Genomic DNA, 19540 nt, shown 5'->3' on the forward strand with positions numbered 1-19540 from the left:
GTTCGAAGCTCCCGTCACCGAGGTCTGCTTTGGGCTTCAGACGAGGTTCGGTCTTTCCCGTTCGTCCCGTTCGACCTGCGGGACTCGCTCAGCGGTTGAAGATAGCTGACCTGGCAAGTCGATACAGGAACCTGGAAGGATGGCCACCATGCCAAAGGTCTATCCGCAAGGATTCGGTGACACCGTCGTCCCCGCCGTACTGGGTCGGGGCAAAAGGTCTGGAGCCGCCCAGTTCGCCGAAGAGCGCCGAGTCCTGCGCAGCAAGGCCGGGTATCTGTCGCATGCGAAACTGCCGCTAGAGGGTGCCATCTTCAAGGTTTCCGACACATTAACCAGGACACGCTGATGTTGCTCATCATCATCGGTGCCACGTTTCAGGGCGCGGCCAATGCTGTCGTCGGCCTCACCGTCAGTCCAGGATCGATGTTTCTCTTCCTCGGGTGTGCGTTCCTCGTAGCGTCAATCACCGGGATGTTCCTCAAGGCCACGCACAAGACCTCCGATGCGAAGATCGGAGCGGCGGGCGCTGTCGCGTTGAACCTGGCAACCGCAATCACTTTCGGTGCTTTCTATCTTGCACTGATCTGGATTCCAGCTTCGTTGGCTGCGGGAGCCGAAGCAGCGGCAGCCCCGCTCGCGGCGCTTGTCATCGCCAGTTTCAAAAATCGTCTGCCACTTCTTCGCCTCTGGTTGATCTCCATCACGATCTTCCTCCTCTCAATCGGGTTCGGCTGGTCGCAGCACATGACGGGGGCGTCGGCTCCCGGGCTCGGCACGATCATAGGAATGCTGCTCGGCGTCATTGCAGGAATCGGGCTTGCAGTTCTCGCGACGATTTCGCGCAGCCTTTCCACACAAGGCGTCTCAGCATATTCAATCTTGGCAGTGCGCTACCACGCCACCTATATATTGGCGTTCGTCTGCGCCGCGGCGAGCTGGCGGGAGTACCCTTCCCTAGCGCATGCCGGATCACTGGTGATGTGGTTCGTCCCTCTCGGGCTCGCTGCCGTCGCGCTGCCACTCATCATGATCCAATCCGGGATGATGAGAACATCAGCCACCATGACGTCAGCCATCATGGCATCAGTCCCAGGGATCAGCTTCATCACAGAAACGGTCATCTTCCCCGACAGAAGCTCAATCAGTTCCTGGATATTGCTTGTCGCTCTCATCCTCACCGTCTGCTTCTACGGTCGAACAGAACACCGTGCGCCAAAGACCGTCAGCCGAAAACTGACCGTGTCAGATCAGCAGACATAGCCTTCTCGGCCGGTTCAGTCCACGATCCCGCGGGCATCGAGTGCTCGGCCTGTGTCCTGGGCGTACTTCACCGAGCGCAGGATCGCAGGGACGACCCTGGCCTTGATGCTCGAGTCGAGGCCGCGGGCTCGGGCGGCACGGTCGGCCTCCCCCAGAAGTCCGGAGATGTGGGAGATGGCGCGCACCATGAGGCTTGCGGTCAGTGCGATCGTATCCGGGCTGGCGCGAAGATAACGCAGCGGCGAGACGATGACGGTGAAGGTGTCGAGCAGCTGCGCCACGGTCGTCGTCAGGGTCAGCAGCAGGGCGGCCTGCACACAGGCGAACACGGTGCCGCCGACGGTGAGGCCGGCTTGCAGCGATCCGAAGAAATACTGCATGACCACGACAATGAGGATCAAGACCCCTGCGTAGAGCCAGGTTTTGAGAAAATGGTGCAGCTTCAATCTGGCGCTGAAGCCGAGAACCACGAGCACGGCGAACATCGACCAGTTGATGATCGGGTCACGAAAGATCAGTGCCACGACTCCGATCAGGGCGATGACACCAAGCTTCACCCCGGGTGCTGTTCTGTGCAGCCAACCGGGCGTGTGCGCCACCTTGCCGAACAGCTGCGGTCGCGGTCGGATACCGGCACGGGAGCGGCGACTCATGAACAGTCGCTCATGATCAGCTCACGGTACATTTGCGTCGCCTCGGCGGGGGCCGAGTCGTGGACGATACGGCCGGAATCGACGACGAGAGCACGGTCGGCCAGCTCGGCGAACTCCAAGTCGTGGGTCGAGAAGATCACGCGCACACCGCGACGAGCGACAAGGTCTGTGAGAAGTTTGCGCAGCTTCTCCTTGTTGCGCAGGTCCAGCAGCGTCGTCGGCTCGTCGAGGACGAGGATCTGCGGGTCGACAGCCAGCACAGCGGCCAGTGCCACTAGCTGCCGCTGACCGCCGGAGAGTTCATAGACGCTGCGATCGGCCAGCTCAGCGATGCCCAGTTCCTCGAGCACGGCTAGGGCAGCTCCACGACGTTCCGCCTTCGGCACACGCTTGCGCAGGGAGAGTTCGATGTCCTCCAGGGGGGTCGGCATCACCAACTGCGCAGCCGGGTCGGTAAAGACGAAACCCACACGCGAACGGACTTGTTTGGCGTCGACGACCGGGTCGAGACCGTCGATGAACACCTGGCCCGAGTTCGCGGTGACCAGCCCATTGAACAGCTGCAGCAGTGTGGACTTCCCAGACCCGTTGGCTCCGATGATGGCAACTGTCGGCTCGTCCACAGTGACGTTGACGTCGGTGAGGATCGGGCGGTAGACGTCGCCCGTTGGAGTGTCATCGAGGACCCCGACCGAGACCTCGGAGAACGAGATCTCCCGTGTCCCCTCCCCCGCTGAAGCAGGACCGCCCTTTCGTCCGAAGATCACTGCGCCGCAGCACCTTCGGAACCAGAACCTGCAGAGCCAGCGCCGGCAGTCCGCGCGTTGGGCACCGGCGTCGGGACACCTCGTCGACGGAGGACATCTGGAAAGGCCCGGTGGATGAGGAGGGCGACGGAGACCGCGAGGACGTTTTTGATGATGTCGCCTGGCCAGTACATGAGGTCCGCGACCGCTGCCACGCCCAGGGGCAGGTCGGCGTTGATCGACATCCCGAGGATTCCCAGTGGGTGATTGAGAAGCAGACTCGACCCCAGCGCGCCGAGGAACAGTGCGATCCACAGCTTCGATCCGCGGAAGCGGCGAATGGCCCAGCGGGCGACGAAGCCGGTGGCTAAGGCGTAGAGCGTGAACGAGGTGATGTAGCCGGCGCTTGGTCCGGCGAGCACGCCGATGCCGCCGCTCATGCCGGAGAAGATCGGCAGACCCAGCAGCCCCAGGACGACGTAGAGCAGAACTGCGGCCCCGCCGCGCCAGGGGCCCAGCACCAGACCGCAGAGCGCGATGGCGAAGGTCTGCAGGGTGATCGGCACACCGGCGGGTCCCACCGGGATCGGCGGCATGATCGCGAACGCCGCCAGCAGAGCGGCGAAGACCGCGATCAGTGCGATATCGCCGGCCCTGCCCGCCGAATTCGCTCGCGGGCCCCTCGCCGAGGCTGGACTGTCGGTGTGCGCATATGACATGAGTTCTCCGATGGTTAGGTGATGCCCGAGGCTCACTCGGGCATCACCCACCCTAGCTGAACACTGTTCAGGAATTGTGGTCGGGGACCAGGATCATTCCCATTCGATGGTGCCCGGAGGCTTGGAGGTGACGTCGAGGACGACCCTGTTGATGTCGTCGACTTCGTTCGTGATGCGGTTCGAGATCACCGAGAGCACGTCGTAGGGAACGCGTGTCCAGTCAGCGGTCATCGCGTCCTCACTGGAGACTGGGCGCAGCACGACCGGATGGCCATAGGTGCGCCCGTCGCCCTGGACACCCACCGAGCGCACTTCGGCCAGAAGGACGACCGGGCACTGCCAGATCTCCCCGTCGAGGCCGGCCTTGGTCAGCTCTTCGCGGGCGATGGCGTCGGCGCGGCGCAGGATCGACAGACGATCCTCGGTGACCTCACCGATGATGCGGATTCCGAGTCCCGGACCGGGGAACGGCTGGCGGGAGACGATGGCATCGGGGACGCCGAGTTCACGGCCGATGGCGCGGACCTCGTCCTTGAACAGGGCACGCAGGGGTTCGATGAGCTCGAAGGTGATGTCATCGGGCAGGCCGCCCACGTTGTGGTGGCTCTTGATGTTTGCAGTGCCCGAGCCGCCGCCTGATTCGACGACGTCGGGGTAGAGCGTGCCCTGGACGAGGAACCCGATCTCTTCGCCCTCGTCCTTGGCCTCCAGTACGAGGTCGGCTGCGGCCTTCTCGAAGGTGCGGATGAATTCGCGGCCGATGATCTTGCGCTTGGTCTCCGGGTCGATGACACCGGAGAGTGCGGACAGGAACTGCTCACGTGCGTCGATGGTGACCAGGCGGACGCCGATCGAATTCACGTAGTCGTTCTCAACCTGTTCGCGTTCGTTCTCACGCAGGAGTCCGTGATCGACGAAGACGCAGGTGAGCTGGTCACCGATGGCCTTGTGGACCAGTGCGGCGGCCACGGAGGAGTCAACTCCTCCTGACAGGGCGCAGATGACCTTCTTCGAACCGGCGCGGGCGCGGATCAGTTCGATCTGCTCGTCGATGACCGAGGTGTTGGTCCAGTCGGCGCTGAGTCCGGCGACGTTGAAGAGGAAGTTCTCGAGGATCTGCTGTCCGTACTCGGAGTGGAGGACCTCGGGGTGCCACTGCACGCCGGCGAACTTGCGTGCGGCACACTCGAAGGCCGCGACCGGGGTGTCCGCGGTCGAGGCGAGGACATCGAAGTCAGCGGGCGCCTCGGCGACGGAGTCACCATGGGACATCCACACCTTGTAGCTGTTCGGCGTCTCGGCCAAGAGCGCACCGGTGCTGGCGACGGTGACCGGGGTCGAGCCGTACTCGCGTTTGTCGGTCTTGGCGACCGTTCCACCCAGGGCCGTCGACATGAGCTGGAAGCCGTAGCAGATGCCCATGGTGGGCACGCCGAGGTCGAAGACGGCGGTGTCGAATCCGGGGGCGCTTTCATCGTTGACGCTCGACGGTCCACCCGAGAGCACGATGGCGACTGGATTCTTGGCTGCGAACTCCGCGGCCGGGGCGTCATGGGCGATGATCTCGGAATACAGTCCGGCCTCGCGGATCCGTCGGGCGATGAGCTGCGCGTACTGCGCACCGAAATCGACCACGAGGACAGGAGGCACCTGTGTGCTCTGGGTTTGCGTCATGACCTAATTCTAAACACCGGGCACCCAGTGCCCAACTACTGGCCTCAGCTCTTGGGAGCGACCACGACGGCCGCCGCCAATTCTGCTTCGACCTGACGGTGGATTCGACGCTCGAGGATGAACGACATCACCGGGACCACGCCGGCCAGAGCCAACACGATATAGCGGCCCAGGGTCCAGCGCATCTGCTGATTGAGCCAGAAGCAGCCGATGAGGTAGACGACGTAGCACCAGCCGTGGCAGATCGCGATCGCGGCTGCCAGGTTGAAGCCGCCGAAGTTCAGTGCCGTCGCGGAGTCAGCGGCGATGAGGTACTTGTAGACCATCTCGACGGTGAGGATGAGGAGCATCGTTCCGGTGATGATGGCCATCACACGATAGAACTTCAGGGCATTGCGCGCCGAGGTGAAGCGTTTGACGCTCCACACATTGCTGTCATCGAAGTCGGGGCGGGAATCCAGGGACTCGGGTTCTTGGCTCACGCTCGGTTTCCTCCGGTCGGGGTGGTGTTGGTCGAATTGGCGGTGGCATCGGTCGAATCGGCGTTGCCGCCGGCAGCGGATCTGCCGCGGCGGGTGCGAGGTTTCTTCGCTCCATGCCTGTGGGCAGGAAGCCCGGTCAGTCCCGACATCACCTCGGGATCGATCTTGGACTGGCCTGCAGCCTTCACGACAACATACTCGTCGCGGTTCACCGGATCCTGAGAATCGGAGTCAGCATCAAGGCGGCGGCGCATGAAATCATCGCGCAGCAGCTGCCACCACATGTACAGGGCCATGCCTGCGAAGATCAGCCATTCGATCGCGTAGCCAGCGGACTGCATATCGAATCCACCTTCGTCCCGCGTCATCGTCGGCGGCACGAAGGACAGTCCGTCTGTCGCGATGGAGGCTGCGTCACCGGTGGCTTCTTCGGGGATGAGGAACCCCGAATAGGTCAGCAGGTCGGGGAACATGTTGATCAGCTGCGCTGTGGAGACGCTGCGCACCTGCCCCTCGGGCAGTGAATTTCCGGGCATCGGACCCTCAACGGGACCGATCTGCGCCTTCATCTTGACTGGGCCCTCTGCCGCACGGGAGTCCATGGCGGTCTTCTCATCGGTGGTGAAGCCGCGCAGAACCGGAATCGCGATGGTCTTGTCGTCGGCGTTGGCACCGGCCGAATCGCCGAGGCGGGCATCATCGGGTGCGAACATCGTCACCACCCAGAAGCCTTTGTCCCCATCAAGGACGCGTCCGGGGACGACGACCTGATCGTCCGGGAGCCAGTGTCCGGACAGGCTCACCCGCTGATCGGCGAGGATGCCCGGCATGGGTGCTTGGGCCTCCATGACGTCGTTGAACGGTTCGATCTCCTCGACGTTCGCCGAATCGACAGCATCGTTCTTGTGCTGAGCCCGTTCAACCTGCCATGCCGAGAGTCCGACGAAGCAGGTGACCAGGATGAGCACGATCAGCAGGGACCCCAACCATTTGGGGGTCAGCGCCAGGCGGAACAGATCAAACCACCGATCCAGGCTGATAGGGCGAGACGGTGACGTCCACGCGCTGGAATTCCTTCAGGTCGACATAGCCGGTGGTCGCGAGTGCACGACGCAGGGCACCGGCGAGGTTGAGTTCGCCGATGGCGGTGCGTCCGGGGCCGAAGAGAACCTGCTCGAGGCTGCCCACGGTTCCCAGCTCCACGCGGTGTCCGCGGGGAAGTTCGGGGTGATGCGCCTCGGCGCCCCAATGCATTCCACGGCCAGGGGCCTCGGTCGACCTAGCCAGAGCAGTGCCGAGCATGACGGCGTCGGCACCGACGCCGAAGGCCTTGACGATCTCACCGCTGCTGCCCAGTCCGCCATCTGCGATGACGTGGACATAGCGTCCGCCGGATTCGTCCATGTAGTCACGCCGAGCAGCGTGGACATCGGCGATCGCGGTGGCCATCGGAGCGTGGAGACCCAGGGTCTTGCGTGTCGTTGCGGCCGGCCCCCCGCCGAAGCCGACGAGGACACCGGCAGCGCCGGTGCGCATGAGGTGCAGAGCCGCGGTGTAGGTGGCGGCACCGCCGACGATGACGGGAACATCGAGTTCGTAGATGAACTGTTTGAGGTTGAGCGGCTCCGTGTGCGAGGACACGTGCTCGGCGGAGACCGTGGTGCCGCGGATGACGAAGATGTCGACACCTGCGTCGATGACGGTCTTGTAGAACTGCTGAGTCCGCTGCGGGGTCAGGGCACCGGCGACGGTGACTCCTGCTTCCCGGATCTGTTCGAGGCGGGCCGTGATGAGTTCGGCCTGGATGGGTGCGGAGTAGAGTTCCTGCATCCGCGACGTCGCCATCTCAGCAGGCAGCTGAGCGATCTCGGCCAGCAGCGGAGTGGGGTCCTCGTAGCGGGTCCAGAGGCCCTCGAGGTCGAGGACGCCCAGGCCACCGTGCTTGCCCAGGGCGATCACGGTCTCCGGCGACATGGCGGAGTCCATGGGGGCTCCGATGAATGGGAGGTCGAACTTGTAGGCGTCGATCTGCCAGTCCAGGGATACATCTTCGGGATCTCTGGTGCGCCGAGCAGGGATGACGGCGATATCGTCGAGTGAATAGCCGCGACGACCGCGCTTGCCTTTGCCGATTTCGATTTCAGAACTCACCCGAACAGCCTATCCCACCGCCCTGACGCCGGGGACTCAGCCCACTATGAGGAACGGTGAGTCTCCCTGGGCAGAACGGGTATCTCAGCGTAGGCAGAACGGGGCCTCGGCCTAGGCAGAATGAGTATCTCAGGGCGGGAAAAGCGGTATCTCAGCGTGCCAGGTAGTCGGCCACGACCGCCTCGGCGGCGGTGACGAAGGAGCGCACGTGCGGCAGATGCGCCTCGCGCTCGCGCACATGCATGACGACGCGGCGCACGGGGGTGGGGTCGGTGAGGCCGACCGCGGTCAGACCCGGCCGCAGCTGGGCAGACGACAGGCGCGGCAAGACGGTGATCGCCAGATTCGAAGCGACGAGGGCGAGGGCAGCGAACTCGTCTTCCGAGGCGGCGAAGGTCCGGGGTTCGAACCCGGCGGCAGCGCAGGCGAGGTCGACGACCTTGCTAGTCGGCCCAGCCCACAGGTCATAGTCGACCCACCGCTCGTCTTCGAGATCTTTGAACGGGACGGAGTCGAGCCTCGCGAATCGATGCCGGGCCGAGACCACGACTCGGTAGTCATCGTCGAAGAGGACCGTGCGCGTCATTCCTGGCAGGTGGACCTCGTCGTCCTGGGGAACTTCGCTGCGGACCTCGATCGTGCAGTGGCTGCGGCGGACCTTGGCCGGTTCATTGAGTTGGATGTCGAAGCGCATGTCCGGGTGCTCCAGGGCCACCGACTCGATGATTCCCGGCAGCAGTCCGGCGTTGAATGAGGTGAACGCTGCGATGCGCATACGGGGTCGACTTACGGTGCGAAAACTCTCCACGAGGCTGTCGAGTCTGCTCAGGCCGGTGAAGACGTCGGCAGATTCCTCGGCCAGGCGCTTGCCCAGATCTGTGATCTCGATGCCGCGCCCTGACCTGCGGTAGAGGGGGACGCCGACGGATTTCTGCAGCGTCGTGATGTGCTGGCTGATGGTGGCCGGCGTGTAGTTGAGACTCCTGGCGGCGTCGACGACGGAACCGGTGGCCACGACGGCCCGCCAGATGCGCAGTCGGTTGAGATCCCACATGCGTTCAGACTAGCCGATGATCGTTCGGTAACGCCGAATGGTTGTTAGCAAATGATTGCTTTTCTCAATATGTTTATTCGGGGTGCTGTACGGCAGACTTGAGGCAGAGCTCGTCGTGCCCGGTACATCCCTGTCCGTGCGCATTGCATCGGGCCGTCATCGTGCAGCGTCGCATTTGCCACTGAGACCAGGTCAACTGCCTGGTCTCCGTCCTTGAAGGAGCACCATGACCGGAGCCGAGCTCATCACCATCGCCGGGGCCGCGACCGCTCTTGCCGTCACCCCCGGGCCCGAGACGATCCTCACGGTTCGCCTCTCGGCCCTGCGCCGCAAGGCCGGGCTGATCTATTCGCTCGGAACCGCCACCGGCATGACGATCTGGATGATCGCGGCCCTGACCGGAATCTCCGCCCTGCTCACAACTTTCCCTTCCGCACTCATCGTGCTCAAGGTCGTCGGCGGACTCTACCTGTGCTTCCTCGGCGCCCTGGCGGCCCGGCAGGCCCTGCGGATCCGCTCCGAACTGCGCGGGATGCCTCCGCGCGGCCAGGTCAGTGAGATCGCGGCAGCCACCGATGATCTCACCGAACTCGAAAGCGCTGAGCTTGAAGCCGCGCAGTCCGAGGCCGCCGAGGTGGGTGTCGGCTCCTCTGCCGACGCGAGCACCGAATCCGGTGCGAAGAAATCATGGGGACAGCTGCGGTCCGTCATCTCATATCGCCGAGGCCTGATCTCATCGTTGAGCAACCCGAAGGCGGGACTGTTCTTCCTCGCCGTCATGCCGACATTGGTGCCCTCATCTGCGGCGGGAGCCGATTACCTGCTGCTGGTCTCGGTCGTGGTCGGGCTGATGCTGGCCTACCAGATCCTTCTCGCCTTCATGGCCGGTATGGCCGCGGCCGCCCTGCAGAGAAGAAGCACCGACTTCTACATCGAAGCCGTCTCCGCCGCCGTTCTCGTGATCATGGGCATCGCCGTCATCGCCATCCCGATGTAGTTCCAGCCGGCGCTCGGGGTGCCGACTGGGCACGCTGGCAACAGTCGCAGACAGACAAAGGTGCGGGCCGGGGGAAATTCCCCGACTCGCACCTTCCTCGTGTCATGCAATATGACCTGAACCTGTCATGGCTCTCAGCTGGCAGGCGGTACGGGACCGCTGCCGTCTGGACCACCGAGTGGACCTGTGTCTTCGGGTCCACCGCGGCGACCGGTGTCGTCGGGACCGCCCAGTGGGGTGTCGCTCCCGGCACTGGCGCCGCCGTGGCCGACGGTTCCGGCTGAACCATGTCCTGCGGTTCCGGCTCCACCGTGTCCGGTGCTGCCGACTCCGCCGGTTCCGATTCCGCTGTTTCCGGCACCGGTGGTGCTGGCGCCGCCGGCGTTGCCGCCAGCGCTGTTGGCACTGCTGGCACTGCGGGCACCGCTGGCACTGCGGGGGTGACGGTCAGCTCCACCGTCATTGTCGACAGCGGCCTCGACATCGACCTTGTTGAGCATCTTGGCTGCGGCATCGCGACCACCCAGACCGAAGGCCAGGGCAGCGGCGGCGGCTCCGCCGATGACCACGGCACCGAAGGCCAGGTTGATGATCGAATCGGCCAGCCCCATGTAGCGCAGACCCATCGCGATGAAGAGTGCAATGGCCGAGTACCGCAGGACCTTGCTGGCGGCGGAGTTCGTGATGAACTTGCCGATCAGTGCTGCGATGAGGAAACCTGCGGCGATGATTGCGGCACCGAAGAGGACGCTGCCACCGAGGTCGAGGATCTCATTGAGGATGTTCGTGATCTCGGGGAACCCGAGCAGACGCGTCGCCATGATTGCGAAGAAGATCATGATCGCAACCTGCACGATCTTGGTGATCACGCTTGAGGCGCTTGTGCCTTCGGGAACGATTCCGATGGACTCGACCGCACGATCCGTGCCGACTCCACGCAGAACCTCTTCGAGCAGGTTGCCGAGGAACTTGGCAATGACCATGCCGATCGCCAGCAGGATGCCTGCCGCAATGATGAGCGGAATGGCGTTGAGGAAGATCTCCAGCATCTGCTGTGCCGGCTGCGAGATCGCCGCGATGCCCAACACCTGCAGTGCCGAGATCGAGACAACGATGATGATGATCCCGAAGACGAGGTTGCCGACAAGGGATGAGATCTTGGCGTTCGCCTCAGCGTTGGGATTACCGGCACCTGGGTGGCCCTGCTGACCTGGCTGACCCGGATGACCGGGCTGACCCTGGTAGCCCTGCTGGCCAGGCTGACCCTGCTGGCCGGGATGGCCGGGATGGCCCTGCTGGGGCTGGCCGTAGGCAGCCTGCTGTGCGTTGACGTTGTTCTGCTGCGGCGCGGTGCCGGCGGCAGTCTCGGTGACACCCGTGGCGCGATCGCCGAATGAACGGAACTTCGACGTCAGCTTGGTCAGATCCACGGCATTGAGTGCCGTCTGAACCAGCTGTTTGGCGATCTTGGCGAAGACGAAGCCGATGAAGAAGATGAAACCTGCACCGATGATGTTGGGCAGGAATCCGAAGATTCCGTCGAGCAGTCCCTGCAGAGGACTGAGGACCTGATCGAGGTTGAACAGCTGCAGCACAGCGATGAGACCGAGCAGCCAGATGATCAATCCGCCGATCTGACCGATCGACTTTCCGATCTGCCGACCGTCGCTTCCGTCACGCTGCAGTGCCGGTATCTTCGTCACCAATTTCCCGATCGCCCATTTGACGATTGCAGCAAGTATCCATGTGACGATGAGTATAAGAATCGCCAGTCCCACTTTCGTGAGGACCGACCATATATCTGCGCTTTGCATTTCCGTCATCTCCTTCGGCTACGGCGAACTAGCAGTCCCTTTTTTCGCGGTTGCTGATTTGGAGTCTATTCACACCGGACACTCAGAACAAGGGCTAGCGGAGAGACGACGTCGGATAATGGAACAAACGATGCTGTGCCCAGAATCCCGTCCACAGGCGTATTTCAGTAACTTAACAATTCCTATATATTCAGGTCACGTTTACGCATCGGATAGGGTGTGATGCTCGTTTTTTCATTTCTCCACGGCAAACACCGACGGTGTTATCCGATAGACGAATGTTGGGGAATTTCACGCTCGATAGTCGAACTCACCGGGCCGTGACAGCCAAGTTCGCAGACACGGTGGCGTCGAATTCGCTCACGCAGAACGGTGAAATTCAAGCGCCACATTGTCGATGAGGTGAGTGCCTCCAACAGTCGCCGAGACCAGCAGCAGGGCCTGTCCTGCGAAGTCCTGGGCACACGGTCGAAAGGTCGTGGCGTCAACGAGGGCGAGATACACGAGGTCAAGGTCTCCTCGCTCAGCAGCTGCCTGAAGCACCGTCTCTGCTGCCGCTTCGACTCCAACCGGCGATCCGTCAGAAGCCGCGTCGGCTGCGGCATCCAGAGCACGAGGGATAGCCAAGGCTGCCGCTCGATCGGCCGGCGCCAAGTATTCGTTGCGGCTCGACATGGCTAATCCGTCGTCGTCGCGGACCACGGGCAGACCGATAAGTTCGATGTCGAAGTTGAGGTCAACGATCAGGCGTTTGACCAGGCAGAACTGCTGGATGTCCTTGAGCCCGAAGACCGCCGAGTCCGGTTTCGTCAGGGTGAAGAGCTTGGCCACCACCGTCAGGACTCCGTCGAAATGCCCGGGTCGCGCCGCGCCTTCATACACGGCGCCCATTCGTCCCGAGGAGACGGTGGCTTCGGGGGCCGAAGGGTACATCTCCCCCAGTGCCGGAGCAAACACGAAGTCCACTCCGGCCGCCTCACAGACGTCCAAGTCGGCCTGGAAAGGACGTGGGTATTGGAAGAAGTCTTCATCGGTTCGAAACTGCAGCGGGTTGACGAAGATGCTGGTCACGACCGCGTCTCCAGATGCCCGAGCCCGGTCCATCAGCGCCTGATGACCCGAGTGCAGTGCACCCATCGTCGGAACCAGGGACACGGTGCCCGTCTGCTGTTTCCGCCAGGCGCGCAGAGCTTGGATTCCGCTGACCTCCATCAGTCGAAGCTCCGCTCTGGTTCAGGGAATTCGCCGCTCTTGACCTCGTCGACGTAGCGGCCGACGGCATCGGTCAGCACCGAATGCAGGTCGGCATATCGCTTGACGAACCTGGGTGCCTTCCCTGTTCGCAGGCCCGCCATGTCCTGCCACACAAGCACCTGGGCATCGCAGTCGGCACCGGCGCCGATTCCCACGGTCGGGATCGCCATCTCTGCGGTCACCTGCCCAGCCAAACCGGCTGGAACCATCTCCATGACCACGGAGAATGCCCCCGCCTCGGCGACGGCACGGGCATCGGCCAGCAGCGCATCACCGGCGCCCCCACGGCCTTGGACCTTGTACCCGCCGAGGTTGTGCTCGGCTTGGGGCGTGAAGCCGATGTGAGCCATCACCGGGATGCCGGCGGTGGTGATCGCCTTGATCCGCGAGGCCACGGCCACGCCTCCTTCGAGCTTGACCGCGTGGACACCGGCTTCCTTCATGAAGCGCACGGCAGTCGCAACCGCCTGCTCATCGGAGATCTCATAGCTGCCAAACGGCAGGTCCGCGACGATGAGCGCCCGGGAGGTCGCGCTCGAGACGGCTCGGGCCAGCGGAATAAGCTCATCAACGGTGACGGGCAGCGTGGTCTCATGGCCGTAGACATTGTTGGCCGCGGAGTCACCGACCAGCAGCACCTCGACTCCGGCTTGCTCGAACAGTGCCGCCGTGTACTGGTCATAGCTCGTCAGCATCGCCCAGCGACGGCCCTCTGACTTGGCTTTGAGGAGGTCAAGAGTCCGGACCCGCCGAGGCGGAAGTGTGGCCGCACCAGCCGAAGCTGCACTCGCCGAAGCGGTACCGGCAGTGGGTGCGCTGGGAGCGGCCTGGCTGGAACCGCCCCCGTAGGGCGGAACCGTCTCGTCTTGATCAGCCACGGAATTCTCGGGCTGTGCGGGTGACTGTTCATGGGGCAAGGGCATGGGCATCCTCTTCGGTCGGCCTTCGTCTGGGTGGCGACGCATCGTCAGCGTCGCATGTGCACAAGTCGGCGGCAGGCGGTGGTGCCGGCCGAATCGTGCGGGTTCGCGTTCGGGTCGACTCGGATTACGAGCCAGTTTCCAGACTAGATCATCGACCCCGGTCTGCCGCACATCGGTGTTTTACATTACGAGCGATGATCATTAAGCTCAAATATGCGCAAAACTTTTTCGGGACGTACTGTTCCACTCTGTGAAGGACGATGATGACCACAACAGCTTCGATCGAGCTCACCCTCAAGGACATCTCCACGACCGGTTCGGATGACGAAATGTGCTCGACAGACCTAATCGACGCCCCGTGGGATGTCGACGTCAAACCCGGTTATGGGCCGGGTGCCTCGATGGACGATCCGATTCCTTCTTCGGCTCCGCGCCAGGGTGAGATTCCACGGGAGTACAGGGACGCCTCGGCGGCAGAATTGGACGAACGGATCGTGGCGGCCAAGACCGAGCTCGGCGATCGGGTCGTCATCCTCGGCCATCACTATCAGCGGGTCGAGGTCGTCGAGCACGCCGACTACATCGGCGACTCCTTCATGCTCGCCAAGGCCGCGCAGAACCACCCGGAGGCCGAAGCCATCGTCTTCTGCGGCGTGCATTTCATGGCCGAGACCGCGGACCTGCTCTCCACCCCGGAGCAGTCGGTGATCCTGCCCAACCTCGCTGCAGGCTGCTCGATGGCAGACATGGCCGACATCGACCAGGTCGAGGACTGCTGGGAACAGCTGAATGACCTGCTGGGCGCCGAGCTCGACGCCGATGGCAAGGTGCCCGTCATCCCCGTCACCTACATGAATTCTTCGGCCGCGATCAAGGGGTTCTGTGGCCGCAACGGTGGGATCGTGTGCACCTCATCCAACGCCGAGGTGGTCCTCGAGTGGGCCTTCGAGCGCGGTCAGCGCGTGCTCTTCTTCCCCGACCAGCACCTGGGCCGCAACACCGCACTGAACATGGGCATCGACCTGGACGCCATGCCACTGTGGAACCCCGCTCGCCCACTGGGCAACAACTCCCCCGACACCATCGAGGATTCGAAGGTCATCCTGTGGCAGGGATTCTGTTCGGTGCATAAACGCTTCACCCCCGCACAGATCGAAAAGGCGCGCATCGATCACCCCGATGTCCGCGTCATCGTCCACCCCGAGTGCCCGCAGGAGACCGTGGCCGCGGCCGACGAATCCGGATCGACGGCCTACATCACGAAGGCCATCGCCGAGGCAGCTGAGCCCACCACATTCGCGATCGGCACCGAGATCAACCTCGTCCAGAGGCTGGCTGCTGAGCATCCCGAGCACACCATCTTCTGCCTCGATCCCGTCGTGTGCCCGTGTTCGACGATGTATCGCATCCACCCCGGCTACATCGCCTGGGTCCTCGAAGCCCTGCTCGAGGATCAGGTGATCAACCAGATCACGGTCGACGCCGAGGTGGCTGATCCGGCTCGTGTGTCCCTGGAGCGGATGCTCGCCGCGAAACCCCGGATCTGAGCGGCGCATGAGTCACGTACTCATCATCGGGTCCGGGATCGCGGGCCTGACCGCGGCCCTGCGACTGGCGGGCAGACACGAGGTCACCGTGGTGACGAAGGACCGCCTCGGCGAGTCGAACACTGCCCTGGCACAGGGCGGGATCGCCGGAGTGCTCAGTGCCGATGACACCGTAGAATCGCATATCGCCGACACGGTGGCCGCCGGGGCTGGGCTCAGCGACGGCGCAGCGGTGCGCGTTCTGTGCAGCGAGGGACCGGAGCGGATCCTCGAGCTCGCGGCTGCTGGTGTCGCCTTCGACCGCGACGAGACAGGTGACTGGGCGCGCGGTTTAGAGGGCGCACACTCGATTCCGCGCATTCTCCACGCCGGAGGAGACGCCACGGGAAAGGTGATTGTCGAAGCCCTGTCGAAGGCACTACGCGCCGCCGTTTCCGTGGGCACTGTGCGCCTGCTCGAGAACACGATGCTGCTCGACCTGGTCACTTGCCCTGCCGAGTCTGGTGCAGGGTCTGCGACTGGCTCTGATGCCCAGCCTGATGCCGGGTCTGGTGCAGGTACAGGGTGCGAAAGCGATGCCACCGGTGCTGTGGGCAATCGCGAAGTCACCGGAGTGCAGGTGCTCCGGGACGGTGTGCAAGAGCAGCTCACCGCCGATGCCGTCGTGCTGGCCACCGGCGGGGCAGGTCAGCTCTATTCGCATACGACGAACCCCGCGGCTGCTGCCGGAGACGGACTGGCCGCAGCAATCCGTGCGGGTGCAGCCGTTGCCGACATGGAGTTCTACCAGTTCCATCCCACCGCGCTGGCCGGATCCGGATTCCTCATCTCCGAAGCTGTCCGTGGTGCCGGAGCTCTTCTCCTTGACACCCATGGTCATCGCTTCATGCCGGACATCGATCGCCGAGGTGAGCTGGCGCCCCGTGATGTCGTTGCCCTGGCGATCCACCGGAGAATGGCTGCCCAGGATGGTCGACCCTGCTACGTGGATGCCCGAGCTGTACCCGAGGTGACGGCCCACTTCCCCAGCATCGCTCGCGGACTGGCCGCGCACGGCTTCGATCTGGCCACCGACCTCATTCCGGTCACCCCAGCAGCCCACTACTTCATGGGCGGCATCCGCACTGACCTTGACGGACGGACCAACATTGCTCGACTCTTCGCCGTCGGCGAAGTCGCCTGCACCGGTGTACATGGGGCTAACCGTCTCGCATCGAATTCACTGCTTGACGGAGCTGTCTTCGGAGCACGAGCCGCCGCAGCCATCGACGAAAATCTCACTTCCGCGCAGTTCCCGGAAGCGAACCCCACACCGAACCCCACGCGTGAGGCTCACGTCAGGAGATTCTCTCGTGGCATATACGAAGCCTCTATTGCAGAGGACACAGGCTCTTTTTCAGAGAGCGCAGTCTCTCGTGAAGAACTCCAGGCTCTGGCCTGGGCTCACCTCGGCATCGAACGCAACGAGCACGGACTGCGGGCGCTGCTCGACCACCTCGGCGAGGGTGACCGAACCGCTCCACGCACCGTGGGTGCACATGCACCACAGGTACCGGCACAGGTACCGCAAGCGCCACCAGAACCACAGGAAGCGGTAGGCACAGCACAGGAGCTGGTCGAACGTTTCGAGACTGCAAATCTCGCGCTGATCGCCCGGTCCATCGCTTCTCATGCGCTCGCGCGGAGGGAGAGTCGTGGGGCCCACACACGCTCAGACTTTCCCGACACCTCCATACTTTCCGGATCCACCACCGCCCTGCTTCAGGAGGCTGTTTCATGCTGACGACCGCGACGATCGAGTCCGCTCTTCGCTTGGCGCTCGATGAGGATGCCCCATGGGGAGACATCACGGGTGAGACGTTCGTACCGGAGCACGCCGTGGCCTCTGCGGTCCTCAGCGCGCGTGAGGCCGGCGTCTTCGCTGGAGGCGAGGTCTTCGCCAGAGCGTTCTCGCTCGTTGACGCCAGTGTCGAAGTGGACGTCAGTGTCGCCGACGGTGCTGTCTTCTCTCCCGGCGACAGACTGGCGACGGTCTCAGGGGCCGCCCGAACGGTGCTGCGAGCCGAGCGGATCGCGTTGAATTTCTGCCAGCGGATGAGTGGCATTGCGACTCAGACCAAGGCCTTCGTCGATGCGGCTGCGTCGAACACGACGGGTCACCGTGTGCGCATTGTCGATACCCGCAAGACGACCCCTGGACTGCGTGCCTTCGAGAAGCACGCGGTGCGCTGCGGAGGCGGGCACAACCACCGGTTCGGACTCTCCGACGCGGTCATGGTCAAGGACAATCATCTCGCTGTTCTGGCTGGTGAGGGCGCCGATGTGGCGGCTGCGATCCGCTCGGCCCGTGCCCGGCTATCGCACACGACGACGATTGAGGTCGAGGTCGACCGTCTCGAGCAGATCGCACCGGTGCTCGATGGTGGTGCCGACATCATCATGCTCGACAACTTCTCCCTGGCCGATCTGCGGGCGGGAGTCGACCTCATCGCAGGACGTGCGATCGTGGAGGCCAGCGGCAATGTCACCCTCGACACCGTCGCTGATATCGCCGCCACCGGAGTCGACGTCATCTCATCCGGAGCGCTGACCCATAGTGTTCGCGCAATCGATTTAGGACTCGACCTGGACCTCGACCTTGAGGCCAGCATCGATGCGGACTTTGAAACCGACGCGGGCCGGGAAGCCACCATCTGCGTGGGGCCCAGCATCGGCGCGGGGTCGAACTGAGATGGCACTCGATCAGCAGTCCGATTCGAGCAGACCACTCTACCTCGACACCGCCTCAGCGGCTCCCGTTCGCAGAGAGGCCCTCGAAGCGGCCTGGCCGTACCTGACCGGCGTCTTCGGTAACCCATCGAGCCATCACGAGGTCGGCCACACCTCGGCCGAGGCGTTGAAGGACGCCCGTCGTCGGGTCGCGAAGGTGCTGGGCATGCGCAGCACCGACATCATCTTCACCAGCGGCGGCACCGAATCCGACAATCTTGCGATCATCGGGATTTCCCTCGGGGCTGGGACCGGTGGCAACACCGGCTCCGGCGAAAGTGCGAACTGTCGGTCACCTCGGCGGCATATCGTGACGTCTGCCCTCGAACATGAGGCGGTGCTCGCATCGGTGGACTTCCTGGTTCGCTGGCACGGCTTCGAAGTCACGCAGGTACCGGTCGAATCCGACGGAATGATCACCACCGAGGCCCTCCGCTCGGCTCTGCGCGAGGACACTCTGCTGGTCAGTCTGGGCTACGCCAACAATGAGATCGGTACTGTGGCTGACATCGCAGCCCTGGCAGATGTGGCCCATGACGCCGGTGCCTTCTTCCATACGGATGCGGTGCAGGCAGCGGGTTGGCTACCGCTGAGCGGACTCGGTGTGGACGCCATGAGCTTGGCCGGGCACAAGGTCGGTGCGCCGAAAGGAATCGGCGTTGCCGCAATCCGGGCGCGGATCCCTCTCGAACCGCTCATCCACGGTGGCGGTCAGGAGTCAGGACGCCGGTCGGGGACGGAGAACGTGGCCCTGGCCGTGGCCTTTGCCACCGCCTTGGAACTCGCCGAGGCGGAACAGGTAGAGGCCGTTGCACGTGTCCAGGCCATTCGTGACGATTTCATCGCGAAGGTGCTGGCTTCTGTTCCGGGCGCTTTCCTCACCGGCAGCGAGTCGTCGCGTACACCGAATCATGCCTCGTTCTGTTTTTCAGGCACCAGCGGTGAGGCAGTGCTGCTTGAGCTTGAACGCCTCGGTATCACTGCCTCGAGCGGTTCGGCATGCGCCGTCGGCTCGGATGAACCGTCTCATGTGCTCACTGCATTGGGCATCGACGATGATGTCGCTAAGACAAGTGTGCGTTTCACCTTCCCCGCATCCTTCGCCGCTGAGGATGGCCGTCGAGCAGCGGAATCCGTATCTGCGGCGGTGGAGAATTTGGCTCTCAGCTACAGCTGAGCGTTAGACACGTCTACACGTCTACACCTGAATGGTCATTCCGCCGACGGGCTACTTGTCACTGACGCAGGTGAGTCATTCGCTCTTGTCGAAGAGTGTCAGATAACTGTGCCCGAAGGCTGTCCGACAAGTCGGTATGGACAGTGTCAGATAACTGTGTCCGAAGACTGTCCGACAGGACTGTAGGCAGTGCACAGATGTGCCACCGAACTAAGGGCAGGTCATTCGTCGAAGAGTGTGTCGATGATGTCTTGAGCCACGAACTTCGCATGCAAGATCGGTCGCCTACCCGGATCGATCGAGGCAGGAGGCACCCACGC

Annotated in this window: 18 protein-coding genes; 7 read left to right on the forward strand and 11 right to left on the reverse strand. The window is 63.3% G+C overall.

All coding sequences use genetic code 11. The features are described 5' to 3' along the window. Positions 1-148 precede the first annotated feature (148 nt). Together INT40_RS07320 and INT40_RS07325 are read left to right on the forward strand one after the other, a co-directional pair. The gene (locus INT40_RS07320; protein WP_193095811.1) at positions 149-346 is read left to right on the forward strand and encodes a hypothetical protein; all 198 of its coding nucleotides are present in this window, start codon (positions 149-151) and stop codon (positions 344-346) included. After that, positions 346-1260, forward strand: a complete 915-nt coding sequence (locus tag INT40_RS07325; RefSeq protein ID WP_193095812.1) for a hypothetical protein — start codon at positions 346-348, stop codon at positions 1258-1260. The genes INT40_RS07320 and INT40_RS07325 overlap by 1 nt, the downstream gene beginning before the upstream one ends. 14 nt (positions 1261-1274) lie before the next feature. Here INT40_RS07325 and INT40_RS07330 read toward each other — a convergent pair whose 3' ends face one another. The 8 genes from INT40_RS07330 to INT40_RS07365 all read right to left on the reverse strand — a co-directional run bounded on the left by INT40_RS07330 (position 1275) and on the right by INT40_RS07365 (position 8739). Next, positions 1275-1913, reverse strand: a complete 639-nt coding sequence (locus INT40_RS07330) for an energy-coupling factor transporter transmembrane component T family protein (protein WP_226830906.1) — start codon at positions 1911-1913, stop codon at positions 1275-1277. Next, positions 1910-2680 carry an energy-coupling factor ABC transporter ATP-binding protein gene (locus INT40_RS07335; protein ID WP_193095813.1) on the reverse strand — a complete coding sequence of 257 codons (771 nt, stop codon included), beginning with the start codon at positions 2678-2680 and terminating at the stop codon, positions 1910-1912. The genes INT40_RS07330 and INT40_RS07335 overlap by 4 nt, the downstream gene beginning before the upstream one ends. Further along, positions 2677-3378 (reverse strand): biotin transporter BioY, encoded by a 702-nt coding sequence (locus INT40_RS07340; protein WP_193071412.1) that lies wholly within the window; start codon positions 3376-3378, stop codon positions 2677-2679. The genes INT40_RS07335 and INT40_RS07340 overlap by 4 nt, the downstream gene beginning before the upstream one ends. Before the next feature lie 93 nt (positions 3379-3471). Next, positions 3472-5052: a glutamine-hydrolyzing GMP synthase gene (gene guaA, locus INT40_RS07345; RefSeq protein ID WP_193095814.1), complete on the reverse strand. Its 1581-nt coding sequence runs from the start codon at positions 5050-5052 to the stop codon at positions 3472-3474. Between the two features lie 44 nt (positions 5053-5096). Further along, complete coding sequence (locus INT40_RS07350; protein ID WP_101574144.1) at positions 5097-5534, reverse strand: DUF3817 domain-containing protein; 438 nt, start codon at positions 5532-5534, stop codon at positions 5097-5099. After that, positions 5531-6520: an SURF1 family protein gene (locus INT40_RS07355; protein WP_193095815.1), complete on the reverse strand. Its 990-nt coding sequence runs from the start codon at positions 6518-6520 to the stop codon at positions 5531-5533. Before INT40_RS07355 ends, INT40_RS07350 begins: the two co-directional genes overlap by 4 nt. 31 nt (positions 6521-6551) lie before the next feature. Further along, positions 6552-7685 (reverse strand): GuaB3 family IMP dehydrogenase-related protein, encoded by a 1134-nt coding sequence (locus INT40_RS07360; protein WP_101574146.1) that lies wholly within the window; start codon positions 7683-7685, stop codon positions 6552-6554. 151 nt (positions 7686-7836) lie between these two features. Then, on the reverse strand, positions 7837-8739 hold the full coding sequence (locus INT40_RS07365; protein ID WP_193095816.1) for a LysR family transcriptional regulator: 903 nt from the start codon (positions 8737-8739) through the stop codon (positions 7837-7839). Between the two features lie 226 nt (positions 8740-8965). Between INT40_RS07365 and INT40_RS07370 the strand changes: the two genes are divergently transcribed. Then, positions 8966-9736, forward strand: a complete 771-nt coding sequence (locus tag INT40_RS07370; RefSeq protein WP_101574148.1) for a LysE family translocator — start codon at positions 8966-8968, stop codon at positions 9734-9736. 134 nt (positions 9737-9870) lie between these two features. On the opposite strand, the gene INT40_RS07375 is transcribed toward INT40_RS07370, so the two are convergent. The 3 genes from INT40_RS07375 to panB all read right to left on the reverse strand — a co-directional run bounded on the left by INT40_RS07375 (position 9871) and on the right by panB (position 13727). Next, positions 9871-11559 (reverse strand): mechanosensitive ion channel, encoded by a 1689-nt coding sequence (locus INT40_RS07375; protein WP_226830907.1) that lies wholly within the window; start codon positions 11557-11559, stop codon positions 9871-9873. Positions 11560-11910: 351 nt separating this feature from the next. Continuing rightward, entirely contained in the window at positions 11911-12762 is an 852-nt protein-coding gene (gene panC / locus INT40_RS07380) for a pantoate--beta-alanine ligase (protein WP_193095817.1), read from the reverse strand. Next, positions 12762-13727 (reverse strand): 3-methyl-2-oxobutanoate hydroxymethyltransferase, encoded by a 966-nt coding sequence (panB, locus tag INT40_RS07385; protein WP_413463553.1) that lies wholly within the window; start codon positions 13725-13727, stop codon positions 12762-12764. Before panB ends, panC begins: the two co-directional genes overlap by 1 nt. 263 nt (positions 13728-13990) lie before the next feature. On the opposite strand from panB, the gene nadA reads away from it, so the two are divergent. From nadA to INT40_RS07405, 4 genes are read left to right on the forward strand one after another with little or no spacing between them, the layout of a single operon-like run. Next, on the forward strand, positions 13991-15274 hold the full coding sequence (gene nadA / locus INT40_RS07390; protein ID WP_193095819.1) for a quinolinate synthase NadA: 1284 nt from the start codon (positions 13991-13993) through the stop codon (positions 15272-15274). Positions 15275-15281: 7 nt separating this feature from the next. Next, positions 15282-17057: an L-aspartate oxidase gene (gene nadB, locus INT40_RS07395; RefSeq protein ID WP_193095820.1), complete on the forward strand. Its 1776-nt coding sequence runs from the start codon at positions 15282-15284 to the stop codon at positions 17055-17057. Beyond that, complete coding sequence (nadC, locus tag INT40_RS07400; RefSeq protein WP_193095821.1) at positions 17051-18004, forward strand: carboxylating nicotinate-nucleotide diphosphorylase; 954 nt, start codon at positions 17051-17053, stop codon at positions 18002-18004. The genes nadB and nadC overlap by 7 nt, the downstream gene beginning before the upstream one ends. Position 18005: 1 nt before the next feature. Next, positions 18006-19220, forward strand: coding sequence for a cysteine desulfurase family protein (locus INT40_RS07405; protein ID WP_193095822.1), 1215 nt, complete (start codon positions 18006-18008; stop codon positions 19218-19220). Positions 19221-19540 lie beyond the last annotated feature (320 nt).

It is taken from the genome of Brevibacterium sp. FME17 (assembly GCF_014897515.1).
Classification (GTDB): domain Bacteria; phylum Actinomycetota; class Actinomycetes; order Actinomycetales; family Brevibacteriaceae; genus Brevibacterium.

Coding starts and splice junctions, on each gene's coding strand:
- INT40_RS07320 (WP_193095811.1), top strand. CDS start 149: ATGCCAAAGGTCTATCCGCAAGGATTCGGTGACACCGTCGTCCCCGCC.
- INT40_RS07325 (WP_193095812.1), top strand. CDS start 346: ATGTTGCTCATCATCATCGGTGCCACGTTTCAGGGCGCGGCCAATGCT.
- INT40_RS07330 (WP_226830906.1), bottom strand. CDS start 1,913: ATGAGTCGCCGCTCCCGTGCCGGTATCCGACCGCGACCGCAGCTGTTC.
- INT40_RS07340 (WP_193071412.1), bottom strand. CDS start 3,378: ATGTCATATGCGCACACCGACAGTCCAGCCTCGGCGAGGGGCCCGCGA.
- guaA (WP_193095814.1), bottom strand. CDS start 5,052: ATGACGCAAACCCAGAGCACACAGGTGCCTCCTGTCCTCGTGGTCGAT.
- INT40_RS07365 (WP_193095816.1), bottom strand. CDS start 8,739: ATGTGGGATCTCAACCGACTGCGCATCTGGCGGGCCGTCGTGGCCACC.
- INT40_RS07370 (WP_101574148.1), top strand. CDS start 8,966: ATGACCGGAGCCGAGCTCATCACCATCGCCGGGGCCGCGACCGCTCTT.
- INT40_RS07375 (WP_226830907.1), bottom strand. CDS start 11,559: ATGACGGAAATGCAAAGCGCAGATATATGGTCGGTCCTCACGAAAGTG.
- panC (WP_193095817.1), bottom strand. CDS start 12,762: ATGGAGGTCAGCGGAATCCAAGCTCTGCGCGCCTGGCGGAAACAGCAG.
- panB (WP_413463553.1), bottom strand. CDS start 13,727: ATGCCCTTGCCCCATGAACAGTCACCCGCACAGCCCGAGAATTCCGTG.
- nadA (WP_193095819.1), top strand. CDS start 13,991: ATGACCACAACAGCTTCGATCGAGCTCACCCTCAAGGACATCTCCACG.
- nadB (WP_193095820.1), top strand. CDS start 15,282: ATGAGTCACGTACTCATCATCGGGTCCGGGATCGCGGGCCTGACCGCG.
- nadC (WP_193095821.1), top strand. CDS start 17,051: ATGCTGACGACCGCGACGATCGAGTCCGCTCTTCGCTTGGCGCTCGAT.
- INT40_RS07405 (WP_193095822.1), top strand. CDS start 18,006: ATGGCACTCGATCAGCAGTCCGATTCGAGCAGACCACTCTACCTCGAC.